Source organism: Gardnerella sp. c10Ua_31, from assembly GCF_055700915.1.
Genome location: NZ_JANUYG010000002.1, coordinates 385,853 through 399,207 on the forward strand (window position 1 = coordinate 385,853; position 13,355 = coordinate 399,207).

The 13,355-nt window shown below is 45.5% G+C and carries 13 protein-coding genes and 1 tRNA gene; 2 read left to right on the top strand and 12 right to left on the bottom strand.

Annotation, left to right across the window (positions count from 1 at the left end; translation table 11 throughout):
* Position 1: 1 nt before the first annotated feature.
* From atpD to atpB, 7 genes are all read right to left on the bottom strand, one after another.
* Positions 2-1,489 (bottom strand): F0F1 ATP synthase subunit beta, encoded by a 1,488-nt coding sequence (gene atpD, locus NYP55_RS04150; protein WP_415691408.1) that lies wholly within the window; start codon positions 1,487-1,489, stop codon positions 2-4.
* Positions 1,490-1,495: 6 nt separating this feature from the next.
* Positions 1,496-2,500, bottom strand: a complete 1,005-nt coding sequence (locus tag NYP55_RS04155; protein ID WP_004131536.1) for a F0F1 ATP synthase subunit gamma — start codon at positions 2,498-2,500, stop codon at positions 1,496-1,498.
* A 3-nt stretch (positions 2,501-2,503) separates the two neighbouring features.
* The gene (gene atpA / locus NYP55_RS04160) at positions 2,504-4,180 is read right to left on the bottom strand and encodes a F0F1 ATP synthase subunit alpha (RefSeq protein WP_004131535.1); all 1,677 of its coding nucleotides are present in this window, start codon (positions 4,178-4,180) and stop codon (positions 2,504-2,506) included.
* Positions 4,181-4,196: 16 nt separating this feature from the next.
* Positions 4,197-4,778 carry a F0F1 ATP synthase subunit delta gene (locus tag NYP55_RS04165; protein ID WP_004114200.1) on the bottom strand — a complete coding sequence of 194 codons (582 nt, stop codon included), beginning with the start codon at positions 4,776-4,778 and terminating at the stop codon, positions 4,197-4,199.
* 106 nt (positions 4,779-4,884) lie between these two features.
* The gene (locus NYP55_RS04170; protein ID WP_004131533.1) at positions 4,885-5,427 is read right to left on the bottom strand and encodes a F0F1 ATP synthase subunit B; all 543 of its coding nucleotides are present in this window, start codon (positions 5,425-5,427) and stop codon (positions 4,885-4,887) included.
* A gap of 60 nt (positions 5,428-5,487) precedes the next feature.
* Positions 5,488-5,721, bottom strand: a complete 234-nt coding sequence (atpE, locus tag NYP55_RS04175; protein ID WP_004105752.1) for an ATP synthase F0 subunit C — start codon at positions 5,719-5,721, stop codon at positions 5,488-5,490.
* 90 nt (positions 5,722-5,811) lie between these two features.
* Entirely contained in the window at positions 5,812-6,672 is an 861-nt protein-coding gene (gene atpB, locus NYP55_RS04180) for a F0F1 ATP synthase subunit A (protein WP_060785815.1), read from the bottom strand.
* Positions 6,673-7,053: 381 nt separating this feature from the next.
* On the opposite strand from atpB, the gene NYP55_RS04185 reads away from it, so the two are divergent.
* Positions 7,054-7,127: transfer RNA gene (locus tag NYP55_RS04185), tRNA-Met, on the top strand.
* Positions 7,128-7,183: 56 nt separating this feature from the next.
* On the opposite strand, the gene NYP55_RS04190 is transcribed toward NYP55_RS04185, so the two are convergent.
* From NYP55_RS04190 to NYP55_RS04210, 5 genes are all read right to left on the bottom strand, one after another.
* Positions 7,184-7,456 carry a hypothetical protein gene (locus NYP55_RS04190; RefSeq protein WP_004131531.1) on the bottom strand — a complete coding sequence of 91 codons (273 nt, stop codon included), beginning with the start codon at positions 7,454-7,456 and terminating at the stop codon, positions 7,184-7,186.
* Between the two features lie 2 nt (positions 7,457-7,458).
* Positions 7,459-7,713: a hypothetical protein gene (locus NYP55_RS04195; protein ID WP_004131529.1), complete on the bottom strand. Its 255-nt coding sequence runs from the start codon at positions 7,711-7,713 to the stop codon at positions 7,459-7,461.
* A 96-nt stretch (positions 7,714-7,809) separates the two neighbouring features.
* Positions 7,810-8,838 carry a tetratricopeptide repeat protein gene (locus NYP55_RS04200; protein ID WP_004132260.1) on the bottom strand — a complete coding sequence of 343 codons (1,029 nt, stop codon included), beginning with the start codon at positions 8,836-8,838 and terminating at the stop codon, positions 7,810-7,812.
* A gap of 75 nt (positions 8,839-8,913) precedes the next feature.
* Positions 8,914-9,933 (bottom strand): DUF8094 domain-containing protein, encoded by a 1,020-nt coding sequence (locus NYP55_RS04205; protein WP_004131526.1) that lies wholly within the window; start codon positions 9,931-9,933, stop codon positions 8,914-8,916.
* A gap of 21 nt (positions 9,934-9,954) precedes the next feature.
* Positions 9,955-11,883, bottom strand: a complete 1,929-nt coding sequence (locus NYP55_RS04210) for a hypothetical protein (protein WP_101889512.1) — start codon at positions 11,881-11,883, stop codon at positions 9,955-9,957.
* A 295-nt stretch (positions 11,884-12,178) separates the two neighbouring features.
* Here NYP55_RS04210 and NYP55_RS04215 point away from each other — a divergent pair, with 295 nt between their 5' ends.
* Positions 12,179-13,174 carry an FKBP-type peptidyl-prolyl cis-trans isomerase gene (locus tag NYP55_RS04215; protein WP_415680894.1) on the top strand — a complete coding sequence of 332 codons (996 nt, stop codon included), beginning with the start codon at positions 12,179-12,181 and terminating at the stop codon, positions 13,172-13,174.
* Positions 13,175-13,355 lie beyond the last annotated feature (181 nt).

Sequence of the window (13,355 nt, forward strand, 5' to 3'; positions counted from 1 at the left end):
ATCACACACCAAACTCTTGCTGCATATCGTGCCAACGACGCTCAAGATCATCAATGCCACCAATGCCAGAGAACGCCTGCTCAGGGATCTCGTCGTAAACGCCATCGCAAATGCGAGTAAACGCCTCAATCGTCTCGTCTGCTGGAACATAAGAACCTGGGCGGCCAGTAAACTTTTCGGCCACGTAGAAGTTCTGACCAAGGAACTGCTCAATCTTACGAGCGCGGCTCACAGTGGTCTTATCTTCCTCACCAAGCTCATCAATACCAATCAAAGCGATGATGTCTTGAAGCTCCTTATTACGCTGCAAAATGGCCTTTACGCGGTTAGCGCAATCGTAGTGAGCCTGGCCAACATAACGAGGATCCAAAATTCTAGAAGTAGAAGCCAAAGGATCCACAGCTGGGTAAATACCCTTAGCTGCAATGTCTCGCGAAAGCTCGGTAGTTGCATCCAAGTGCGTAAACGTTGTTGCAGGTGCAGGATCGGTGTAATCATCTGCAGGCACGTAAATAGCCTGAAGCGACGTAATAGAATGGCCGCGCGTAGAAGTGATTCGCTCCTGCAACGCACCCATCTCGTCTGCCAAGTTTGGCTGATAACCAACTGCAGAAGGCATACGACCAAGCAACGTAGAAACCTCGGAACCAGCCTGAGTAAAGCGGAAGATGTTGTCGATAAACAGCAACACATCCTGATTCTGCACATCGCGGAAGTACTCAGCCATAGTCAAAGCGGTAAGAGGCACGCGAAGACGAGTCCCAGGAGGCTCATCCATCTGACCAAAGACAAGCGCCGTCTTCTCCAAAACGCCAGCCTCAGCCATTTCGCCAATCAAATCGTTACCCTCACGAGTACGTTCGCCAACGCCAGCAAACACAGACACACCGCCGTGGTTCTGTGCAACGCGCTGAATCATCTCTTGAATCAACACGGTTTTGCCAACGCCTGCACCGCCGAACAGACCAATCTTTCCGCCTTGCACGTAAGGAGTGAGCAAATCGATAACCTTAATGCCCGTTTCAAACATTTGAGTCTTAGACTCAAGCTGATCGAAGGCAGGTGGGTTGCGGTGGATTGGCCAGCGCTCGGTCACCTCAATGTTCTCGCCTGGCTTAGCGTTTAAGATATTGCCAGTAACGTCAAAAACGTGACCTTTTGTAACATCTCCAACAGGCACAGAAATTGGGCCACCAGTATCTCGCACTAAAGCGCCACGAACCAAACCGTCCGTAGGCTTAAGCGCCACTGCTCGCACAGTTGAATCACCAAGGTGCTGCTCAACTTCCAATGTAATCTCGTGGACGGTATCTCCTTCCGTGTTTCCAACGGTGTTGATATCAACCTTGAGAGCATTGTAAATATCTGGAAGATAGCCAACTGGGAACTCAACGTCAATCACGGAACCCTGAACACGGGTTACGCGACCAGCAGTTGGGTCGTCTTCCTTTGCATCTTCTGGAGGTGCTGTGGTCTGATTTTCAGCCATATGCTCCTATTCCTCCTCATTATTCAGCGCATCAGCGCTGCCGATAATCTCGGTAAGTTCTTGTGTGATGGAAGCCTGGCGAGAAGCATTAAGCTTTCTCGTTAAATCATCCACCAAATTGCGGGCGTTGTCTGTAGCCGTGTGCATAGCATTTTGCCTACTAGCCGTCTCGGAAGCTGCAGATGTAAGCAAGCATTCGTGAATACGCGACTGAATATACTTTGGCAAAACTGCATCCAAAACTTCGTCTGGGCTAGGCTCAAAGCAATATTCCACAGCATCTGGATTACTGCGACTAACAGCTTCTTCACGCGCCGAAACCGCACCCGTAGAAGAAAGCGAAGCCGAAGGGCCAGAAGCTGCTTCGTAGTCAGGACGATGCATAGCAAACTCTTCGCCGTCTTTTAACGGAACCAGCTCAACTGGAAGCATGCGTAGAGTGCGAACCTTTTGCCTCACCATGTTTATAAACTCAGTGAACACAATGTAAAGCTCGCTAACACCACCATCTTCTTCGGGAGTCATGTACGCGTCCATTAAAGTATCGGAGATTCGCTCTGCGATTGTTACATCAGGATGATCCGTAGACCCTTCCCAAGTGCCTGCAACGTCTCGATTACGATACTTGTAATAGGTTGCACCTCGGCGACCATACACGTACAACTCTGCGTGCTTTCCTTCGGCATCTAGCTTTGTAAGCAGAGCCTCGGTTTCTCGAATAATCGAAGACGTAAACGCGCCCGCCATTCCGCGGTCGGAAGTCAACGCCAGCACGGCTACGCGATTGCCCGCACGCTCTTTTCCAAAGATTGGATGCTTAATGTTTGCTTCGTGATGAGCTACCAACGCCTGCACGGCATCGAAAATTGCGTCGCTGTATGGCTTAGCATTAAGCGCAATATCTCGCGCTTTTGCAATATGCGAAGACGCAATCATTTCCTGAGCCTTAAAGATTTTACCCAAAGACTGTGTGGAAATAATTCTCGATTTCAATGCAAGTTGGGAAGACATACGCTACTTCCCCTCAGACTCGTTATTGCTTGAATCGCGACCATCCGACTTTGGCTTTGCAACAAGCTTTTCCTTCTCAACAGGAGCAGGATTCTCGGCAGGAGGCAAAGAATCCTTAACAATCAAAGGCTTTCCTGCAGAAGTCTTAAACGACTTACGGAAATCTTCGATTGCTGCATCAAGCTTTGCTTCTGTCTCTTTTGTAAAGTCCTCGGTATCGCGAATCACCTGCAAAATGTCGGTTCCCTTATCGAGATAATCCAACATCTCGCTTTCAAAGCGAAGCACGTCTTTTACAGGAATGTCGTCTAACTTTCCATGAGTACCAGCCCACACGGAAACAACTTCTTGCTCCATAGAGCGAGGCGAGAACTGCTTCTGCTTAAGCAACTCGGTTAAGCGAGCGCCACGAGTGAGCTGAGCCTTGGAAGCTGCATCCAAATCGGAAGCAAACATTGCAAAGGATTCCAAAGACTTGTAACGAGCCAACGAAATCTTAAGCATGCCAGAGACCTTCTTCAAAGCCTTAGCCTGAGCAGCACCACCAACACGAGACACGGAAATACCAACATCGACTGCTGGGCGCTGACCCGCGTTGAACAAATCGGACTGCAAGAAGATCTGACCATCGGTGATGGAAATCACGTTAGTTGGAATGTATGCAGAAACGTCATTTGCCTTGGTCTCAATAATTGGCAAGCCAGTCATTGAGCCTCCGCCCATATCGTCGGAAAGCTTTGCGCATCTTTCTAGCAGACGAGAGTGAAGATAGAACACGTCGCCTGGGTAAGCTTCACGCCCAGGTGGGCGACGAAGAAGCAAAGAAATTGAACGATATGCTTCTGCTTGCTTAGACAAGTCGTCGAAAACAATCAAAACGTGCTTGCCGTTGTACATCCAATGCTGACCAATTGCAGAGCCAGTGTATGGAGCAATGTACTTAAAACCTGCAGAATCCGAAGCTGGGCTTGCAACGATTGTTGTGTACTTCATAGCGCCTGCTTCTTCTAGGCTTTGACGTACAGCAGCGATTGTTGAACCCTTTTGTCCGATTGCTACGTAAATGCAACGAACTTGCTTCTTTGGATCTCCACTTTCCCAGTTTGTGCGCTGGTTAATAATCGTATCGATTGCGATTGCGGTTTTACCAGTTTGACGATCGCCAATAATCAACTGACGCTGACCGCGGCCGATTGGCGTCATTGCGTCAATAGCCTTTAAGCCAGTAGACAAAGGCTCATCCACAGGGTGACGATGAATCACGTCTGGAGCCTGGGCTTCAAGAATACGACGCTCCTTGCACTCAATCGCACCAAGACCATCAATTGGATTACCCAATGGGTCTACTGTACGACCAAGATAGGCGTCTCCCACTGGCACAGATAACACTTCGCCAGTGCGGTAAACTTCCTGCCCTTCTTCAATGCCCGTAAAATCGCCTAGAATAACCACGCCGATTTCGTGAGCATCAAGGTTAAACGCTAGGCCCAGGGTGTCGTTCTCAAAGGTGAGCAGCTCGTTTGCCATGCAGCCAGTCAATCCAGCTACGTGCGCAATGCCGTCACCAGCCGTAACAACATAGCCAACTTCTTGCGTTGGCATGTCTGCTGGCTTGTACGAGTCAACAAACCCGTCAAGTGCCTTGCGTATAAGGGCGGGATCAATAGATAGTTCCGCCATAATTCTCCTTAATTTATTACTTCACTGCCTGTGTCCAAGCGCCATTGCGCGCAGAACGCTGCAACTGCTTAAGCTGCATTAACATTGTGCGGTCTGTTACTTGATCGCCAATACGTATACGCATTCCACCAAGCACGTTTGGATCTACGATTGGGTTTATGTACGCACGATGACCCAACTTATTGCTGTAAATCTCAATCAAACGCTTGATTTGCTTATCCGTAAGAGGCTGAGCGGTTGTAACAGTAACCAAAGTTTCGCCTGCTTCGCGCTCAAAACCAGACCATGCGCCGCCAAAGCTGCCCGTCTTGCCACTTTCTGCGCCACCGTGCCAAGTTCCCACCAGGTAGTGCATAATGCGCAAAACAACGGGATGCGCCTTACCTCCAATAAGCTCGTCGATTAAGCGAGACTTATCTTCCGAAGACCTATTTGGATCGGTAATGGCATCAGAAAGCTCTGGATACTTTTCTAGCGTATCCATCATTGTTGAAAGCTCATCAGATATGCGCTGAGCTTCGTCGTGAGCGTCTGAAATGGCTTGCGCAAGCGAAGAACGCGATAAGTTTTCGCTTACTCGCGATGCCTTTTCTGGCATCCGTACCTCCTCATTTATGCAAAACTAAGTAGCGATTAGCAACACTAAGATTTAAGACTTAAGACATAAGACTTAAAACTTAAGACTTAGTGAAAGCTTGCTTTGACTACTTGTTTTGCGCCGAATCCTTAACGTCTCCTACTTCATCAATCACATGATCAATGATTTTGGAGCCTACGGTATCGTCATCTAGCTTAGAAGCAAGAATCTTTCCAGCTAACGCCGCAGCGAGTACCGAGACTTCTCCTTGGAGGCTAGTCATGGCGTGCTTATGCTGAGCTTCAATGGAATGCTGAGCTTCACTAATAATCTTCGCAGCATCTTTCTCTGCACGCTGTCTTGCTTCATCAACAATCTTGGAAGCTTGTGCACGAGCCTGTTCGCGAGTCTTTGCAGCATCTGCTTGAGCTTGGGCGAGTTCTTCTTCCATCTGGCTCTTTAGCTCATCAGCTTCACGCTGCACGTTGGCTGCTTTAGACATTCCGCCTTCGATTTTCTCTGCGCGCTCATCAAGAATTGCCTGGAATTTAGGCATAACGAACTTGTAGAAAAACGCTGCAAGAACAACTAAAATAACCAGCGACCATATAACGTCGTAAGGCTCCGGCAAGAACAACGCCAGTTTATTAGTTTCGGCTGCATATGCCATGGCTTGTCCTTTCTATTCTTTCAACACTTGTATGCGTTGGAACGAGTTGTTTCGTTCGGTTCAGCTTCCCATAATGTAGGCAACGAATCCGAGCAAGCCCAGAACCTCGATGAATGCCAAGCCAATAAACATGAACAACTGAATACGGTTGCCGACTTCTGGCTGACGTGCAGTGGATTCCATAGCCTTGGATACAACCATTGCCATTCCGATAGCAGGGGAAAGAGTAGCAACGGCAAAGCCGAGAATGCTAAGGTTGCCCGTCAATCCTGCGAGAGCGATGATACTATTCATTGGTTTCCTTTCTTTAGGAACAGTAACCAGTTATAAACCCTAAGATTATTAAACCTGATTTATTTGTTTGCTTTAATTAGTTTTAACTATCTATGCAACAGCAACAGCAGATTTTTCTTCTTTCTCGGGGTAACTTTCCGAAATATACACAGATGCAAGAACGGTAAAAATAAATGCCTGCAAGCCTGCAACTATTATTTCGAATACTGTAAACAGAATGCCACCAAGCAGCCACAATGCACCGCCTAAGGCAAGGAGTTTATTGCTGGAATCCACCACAAAGAAGTTGGTGAATACTAGGCAAGTGGCCACCAGCAAATGGCCAGCAATCATATTCGCAAACAAACGGATTGTAAGCGAAAGTGGTCGCACAATCAACAATTCCAGCAGCTGCAATGGCGTAAGAATAAAGTAAATCGGCCATGGCACGCCTGCTGGGAACAAGGATTCGCGGAAGAACGTTAGGAATCCTTTTTCTCTAATTCCAGTGATTAAGTATTGGCACACAACCCAAAGAGCAAACACTAATGGCCCTGTAATAGTTGCGGTTGCAGCTATATTTAAGCCTGGAATAACTGAGCAAAGATTAAAGAAGAATATTGTTATAAAAAGAGTTGTAATCATTGGCACATAACGCTTTCCGCGCTCTTCGCCAATCATTTCGTACACAATGTTAAATCGCACAAAGTCCATTAGAATTTCTAGCACGCTTTGGAATCTTCCTGGAACCACTTTTGCGCGGGCTGCTCCAATGCCAAAAATAATCATAACGATTACGGCCATAATAAGACGCACCATAATAATTCGATTCATGGCAAAAGGTGTGCCTTGGAATAAAATCTCTGGCGGCAAAAAGTCATTAATGCTTGGCATCTCTGGCTTTGCTGAAGCTAGCAACGCCGCAACATTTATATGCGCAGCTTTCGCTAAAACTTCGATAGCTCCACTCATTCGTGCCTCCTTGTAGGACTCTTTTACAATACAGTTGCGCTAAATATTAAAGTTATTCACAAGCTAGTTTGTAAAACCGTAAATCCTGTAAATTCATTCGTTGACGTATGTGCGAAACGAAAACATATCTCTAAAAAGCTGATTCTACTCTTAGTTTGTACATTTGAGTTATATTTGAGTTATATTGCTGATTATTAACGAGTGTTGCGATTATAGCAAGTACGCAAATTCTTAATAACTCGCTTTAGTCACTTGTTTATTATACTCCACATTTGTTTAAAATTAAACTGCTTGCGCGATAAAATTATGCGAGAAACACGCCGAAGACTTGACAAATCCAAATTTGCCCCTATCGTAGATAGAGCTGCTAAAAGTAGCCGACGCGGGGTGGAGCAGCTCGGTAGCTCGCTGGGCTCATAACCCAGAGGTCCATGGTTCAAATCCATGCCCCGCTACGAGAAAGCCAAGAATCGCATATTTCTCACGAATGCGAATCTTGGCTTTTCTTTTACTAACTAACAGCTCCTGCAAGCTTTCTGCGAACATATTCACTTCTGCTTATATGGTAACTTTTCGAAGCTTTTGTTATGCTTTCAAGCTGCGCTTTAGGTAGTTTTATTGTCATACTAACTAAAGGTTCATCTTGTGCAGAGGCCATATGTAGCCCATAATATACAGGTCCTATTACTCCATCATCTTGGTTCTCATCTTCCAAAATCTCAACATCCTTGTCAATTTGCTCGGATGTCATTCCAAATTTTCTTAGTAGACTCTCTTCGTTCATTTTCAATACCTTCTTTTAGCTAACTCAATTTTAATCTTTTTAGTTGGCGGAGTCATTGCGTGATATATCAACACATCTTCACCAATCTGCTTGTATACAATCTCAACATTTCTACCACGAGAATCAAGACCAATACATACCCAGGTTTCATTATCTCTGCGTGCATCAATCATTACACTATGAAATGCTGTAAGAACATCTTCATCAGTGAGTTCTGGATGCCTCTTATGAACGCGCGGCAATATATAAACCCTCATTCACAAACACCTCGCATAAGCCGAAGACTATTGATACTAGATTATCACCGAGGTATTACCAAAAAATTACTCAAGTAATACAAGATATCTGATGTATTAATAAAGGAGAATCGCTAGACGGCGGCGAGCGCGATTCAAGCGCTCATCGCCAGCTGGAAGCATTGCAAAATACTCAAGCATGCGGTCTTTAATCACCTCTGCGCAATCTTTGTGAGAAGCAAGAAAATCAAGAAGCCTGCCAAAAGCATCGTCAATGTGGCCGTCAATCATATCTACATCTGCTACAGCAAGCTGAGCGGAAGCATCGCCAGGATTATCGCCAGCAGCCTTGCGCACAGCCTCCACGTTTGTATTCGTATTTCTGCTAAGAAGCAAAGCCTTAGCGCGCTCACGAGATGCCAATTCGTCATTCGGATTAGCTTGCAATACTTTTTCATACTCGCGCGCAGCAAGAGCATAATCGCCATTCATAGCTGCATCGTGTGCAATTTTGTGCTCAGGTGGAATGCTGGAAGAATTGGCAGAATCGCCAGAATTCGCAGAGTCGCCAGAATCCGCAGAATTATCGTCTACACCAGAATATGCCGAATCAACATAAGGAGCCGTTCCAGCAACACCAGACTTTTCCGCAACTTTAACTAATTGCGGCAAAATGGCACTACAAATCTGATTCAACTCATCTTCGCTAGGCAATCCTTGGCAAATAGGCATTGGCCTGCCCCCAACCAATCCATATACAGCTGGAAGCTGCTGCGCACGCAAAGCTTGAGCAATCGATGGGCTTTCATCCGCATCAATTCGCGCAAGTTGCATTCTGCCATCTAAGGCGCTAACAGAATCCGCAAGCTTTTGCGCTAAGTCGTAAGAAGTTTCGTCACTTTTTTGCCAAACAAGCAAAATAATTGGAAAACTTACGGAAGTTTGAACCATTGCCTGGAAAGTTTGATCGTTAACATCAATCACGTATCCGCCTGCAAGCGGAATTTTAGACTGCGGTTTGCCAGATTTTTCGGCAGCTTCGCGCTTTGCAAGAGCCTCCGCTTTGCGCTTTACGCCTTCTAAGTCTACTGCTCCAGCAAGCGAAAATCCGCCTGGATTCATGCCCATAGATTGCGAATCAACCATATTTCCTCTTTTGCTTATATTGCTTTACAAATATCTCTAAAACGTTAAACGCATTACAGCAAGCCTAAAGCGCTTCTACAACGCTTCCACTTTTATAGGCTGACGCTCCGCTCCAACAGGAATAATCTTTGCATCCGAGCCAGCAGGAGGTACAACCATAGCAACAACGTTCACATAAGTTACGCGCATTGTAGAAGTGGCTTTAGAATCCCCAAATAACGCTTTTTCTTCGTCGGAAGCTGGCCTAGATTCGCGGCCTTCTCCAGCTTTTCTAGTCCAAACTGAATCAATGCGAGCAATAACCAAATCACTCCCATCGCTTGCGCGCATAACGCTAATCTGGTTTGTTATAGGAGTAAAAACTTGTTCTTGAGATCCCTTATTTCGCTCCATTCCAGCTTGAACTGTTTTAGAAAGCTCGCTTAGTTTCGATCGCAAGTAATCATTAGCAAAATACTTTGCAAACTTGCTCGATTCTCCCCTTTGCAAAACATCCGCATATGCAGTCGCAGCCGCGTGTGGAGACATAACAAGCCCCGAATCATTAGCTTTGCCCATAGAAGCTCCGATTGAAGGAACTGGGAATTTTGGCAAATGCACACCAGGGAAAAGCCTTGCAACAGCCCAAAGCTTGTAGTTTGAGCGCGCGCTATCTTGGCGAATCACCAACAAACGTTTAGACTGCTGGTCTTTTGTTGTTGTAGTAATTGTCATTAAATCGCGCGGCCAACTTGCGTTTGTTGGAACAATTGTTTGAGCAACTTCACGCGGAATAGTGGTTTTTGCATCTAGCTTGCCCGTTTTTGCAGCAATCGCCAGCTCACTTGCGCGCACAAGAGCCGAAGGGCCACTCATGTATTCCGCAAGATTACTTGCGTTTTTCTCTTCGTTAGCTTTTTCTAAAGAGCGCAAAACTCTTAAACGTATATCTTTTTCTTTGATTGGAGTTACATCTGGAAGCTCTTTAACGCTAGAGCCTTCTGCAGCCTTAGGAACTTGGCCTTCGCAAGCGCAAAGCGTAAGGCACATTGCCGAAGCAATTACCGAAGCACACGCAAAACGCGCGTAGTGCTTGATTTTATGCGCATAAAACATAGTCACACTTTCCAAAATACGTTACTTTTTGCGGTTTTTTGAAGGTTTTGAGGAGCCACTTTGGGAACCATTTTGAGGACCGTTTTGGCGGCTGCCATTTTGATGGCTAGCATTATTAGAGCCATTTGCACCACGATTGGCATTATTGCTGGCGTTATTGCTGACCTTGTTGCCGTTGGTATTTCCGCCACTTGCATAGCCACTCGTGCGATTCTCTGAGCCTTTATACTTGCGATTTTTGCCACGATTTTGGCTTCTGTTGTCACGCTGGTTAAACTGGTTGCGCGACTTGCGCCTTGCTTCACCAGGCTTTGCGCTACTCGAATCGCCAGCCTCCAACGATTTGCCAAGATTTTCGCCAATGCGATTATCGCGCTTACGATTATCGTTGTCTTTACGATACTCTGCATCCATTATGCCATCTCGATTTTTATGTTCACCGCGATTGGTCTTCTTGGAGTCGTCAGCAAAATTTTCTTTGCAATCGTTGCGATCCTTGCGATCCTTATACGATTCCTTCTTGTAGCGCTTTTTTGCAAACCCAGTTTGTGATTTAGATGCGCCTTGTGATTTTTGTGATTTTCCAGACTTCCCTGCAATTCCCGAATTTCTAGATTCGCTAGATTCGCTAGATTCCGCAGATTCATGCAAATCCTTCGATTGCTCCGACTGATTCGCGCTAGACAAGTCGAAAGACTCCGCTGCATTATTCTCCGCAGCGTTATTCCCTGCAGCATTATTCACTGCCGCAAAATCGCCCTTAAAATCAGAACCCGACTCGCTCGCAAGCCTTGCAAAATAAGCTTGCAAATCATCTTTAGAAATAACAGTTGTTTCGTCTAAAGCCGCAGTAGGGGAAGAATTTAGACCAGACTTTACGCTTATAGAAGAATCTCCAGCGGCTTGCGACTTTGTTGTACGCGTTCTTGCGTGAACTCCGTGACGCGCATGCGCACCAGAGCCCACTTTATGCTTAGACTTTTTGTCTTTATTGCTACCAAAAACGCCAGCTATTGTTCCAGCCAAAGCCTCCGAGAACTTAACTTCTTCTTGGCTATTGTTTTCAACACTAATCAATCCCGTTCTGCTTGCAACAAGTCGCTTGTTTCGTCTGCGATGCGGAGCCATTGCAAACACAGAAGCCGAAAGGCCACATAGCAAAATAAACAACGCTCCTACAAAATACATAGGAGTAGCAAAATCAGGAAGATTATGCCTGCGCCAACGCAATTCAACAAAAGCTTCGGGAGAATTCTTACCAAGATCGATTATAAGAACCCTGCGTGCAATTTTTGATTGCAACTCCGACGACAATTTTTGATGAGAAGTCTGCGATTGCGCGCCATTTTGAGCATTGCTTTGCGCACTATTTTGCTCTTGCGACTCCTGCTTTAACGCTAAATCCGCCGCATTCCCCACTTGCTCAAAGTCGGCAGCATTTACAAACAACTTTGCCAAACCCATTTGGCAAGTGGCGTTAGTCCATAAATCGGAATCCTTAAAATCAACGTCTTTAGAAGCATCTTTAGAAACGTCTTTAGAAACCTTAGAATCGGCCGTTTTTGCGCTATCTACACGCGCATTATCGTCTGCCTTCATAACATCGGTAGAAAGACTACTCCAGTTATTAAGGCCCGTTATTCGCTGAACGGAATAACCCTTAGTCCATCCACGAACATCTTTAGCTAAGCCAACTGCAACGCAAATCGGCTTGCGACTATTTAGTGCCGCAACGCTAATCTTTACTCTATAGTCAACAAGATTCAAAACGCCTGGATCTGTAACAATGTATCTAGACCCATACACGTTTGCATGCGCCGAAACAATAGAGCTTGGCTTCCAAACAGTTGCGTTAAGCACACCAAGAACAATACTAAGAGCAGCAAGAAGGCCAAAAATTGGGGCCACTACTCCTCGCATAAACCTAGCTCGTTTTGTAGGACGTTGCATCAAACCTCTTTCTTAAGCTTGGCACGCCGCCAATTAGGCACCCCGCACGCGCACAAACTTATTAACGTAATTCTAAATTCGTTATATTTTATCCACTGCTATCTATTCTACAATCTTTACTAATCTTTTATAAGGTTTGATGTTTTGCGCAATAAATCACGCTGGAATTGCGACTAAATCGCTCTTAAATCGCTCTTAAATCGCGCTAAAATCGCTAGTTAAATCACACTAAAATCGCACACAAATCGCTAGTTAAATCACACCAAAATCACATGCAAGTTATAGTCTTAAACTTATGACAAAAACCAAATTAAATTTGACTAAATCAGTTATAACTCGAGTAATTTGTACTGCGAGCGCAATTGCCATGTGCTTTGGATTAGCATCTTGTAGCGCAAACAGCGAGTCAAGCAATGGCGCAGCAAGTAGCGAAGCAAACGCAGCTGGAATGAGCGTTTTAAGTGGCGTTAAGGCTAGCGGAGCTTTAGGAAAGCAGCCAAAGGTTGAGTTAACAGCACCTATAGATGTTAAGCCAAATTCTTACGCCATTTTGCAAGATGGAAATGGCACTAAAATCCCAGAAAATAGTCGCGTATGCGCTAATGGCATTGTGTACAACGCTAAAAGCGGCAAAGAGCTTATGAACACATGGAAGCAAGGAAAGCCAGACTGCTCAATTGTTGTTAAAAAGGGTGTTACTAGCAAGTCTTACTACACGCTGCTTAAGGGCAGGAAGATTAATTCCACGATTGCGTTTGGAATTCCTGCAAATCCACAAACTAAGCAAGACGCGTACGTAATGGTGTTAACTCTTGTTTCTGCAATGAAAACTCTTGATCGCGCAACAGGCAACAAAGTTAAAGATATTCCGCAAAATCTGCCGAAGGTAACTCTCGATAAGTCTGGCGCACCGTCATTAGATAAGAATAACTACGTGCCAAATGGAAAGTTGATTTCTCAAACTTTGATTGAAGGCAACGGCAAAGTGGTTACCGAAAAAAGCACAGTAACCGCTCACTACACTGGATGGACTACAGACAAAGACGGAAAATTGTACCAATTTGACTCATCATGGAAGCGCGGCACTCCTGCAGACTTCTCGCTGGCTGGTCAAGTTATTCCAGGATGGACTAAAGGCTTAGCTGGAAAGAAAGTTGGATCACAAGTTCTTTTGGTAATTCCGCCAGAAGATGGATATGGCAAAGAAGACAAGAAGGACGCAAAAGGAAACGTAACGATTCCTGCAAATTCAACGCTTTACTTTGTTGTAGATATTCTCTACGCTTCGTGATTAGTTGCGAATTCAGTTGCAAGTTAACTTGCGATTAAACTGCGATTAATGTTATGCCGCGCTTGAATAAATCTTGCGCGGCATTTTTGTACGCGCTCCGACCTGCCTTTTCGCTTAGAGCGTAGCGCGAAAAGGTAATTCGGAGCGCTGAGCCGCTCAAACGTAAAGTCCAGTGGACTTT